At 57.1% G+C, this 387-nt stretch carries 1 pseudogene; it reads left to right on the top strand.

Going from position 1 to position 387, the window contains the following annotated elements:
- Nucleotides 1-270: pseudogene (locus tag SOP95_RS32010) on the top strand (lactate dehydrogenase); the annotation flags it as partial.
- Between the last annotated feature and the right edge of the window lie 117 nt (nucleotides 271-387).

Genomic DNA, 387 nt, shown 5'->3' with positions numbered 1-387 from the left:
AAGGACGGCCTGCTAGCCAGGGCAACCCTCGATCAAAGTGCCAGCCAGAACACCCGCACGCAGCAGTATGTGATGGGCAAGTTGGTGGAAGACACCACGGTGCCGAAAGAGGCGTCGGTCAAGCGCGACTACCTGGTGCTGCTCGAATACGCCGCCAAGGAAAGCAAGAAGTCCAAGGATGCGCTGGAGGAGTCCACTGTTAAGGAAGCCCTGGCCAGCCTGCATGCTTCGGTAATGTTGCAGGAAGATCCGTCCGCACTGGCACGCTGATACGGCTGTAAAAAAGGCGCCTCCAGTGATGGAGGCGCCTTTTTTTTTGCCCGACAGACGCACCGGCGAATGCCAGATTAGGCTTTTGAAAGCCTTGGATATTCTGTAGCCTTGCGC

Source organism: Pseudomonas sp. YuFO8, from assembly GCF_035065025.1.
Taxonomy (GTDB): domain Bacteria; phylum Pseudomonadota; class Gammaproteobacteria; order Pseudomonadales; family Pseudomonadaceae; genus Aquipseudomonas; species Aquipseudomonas putida_AE.
This window is presented reverse-complemented; position numbering and strand designations above follow the sequence as displayed.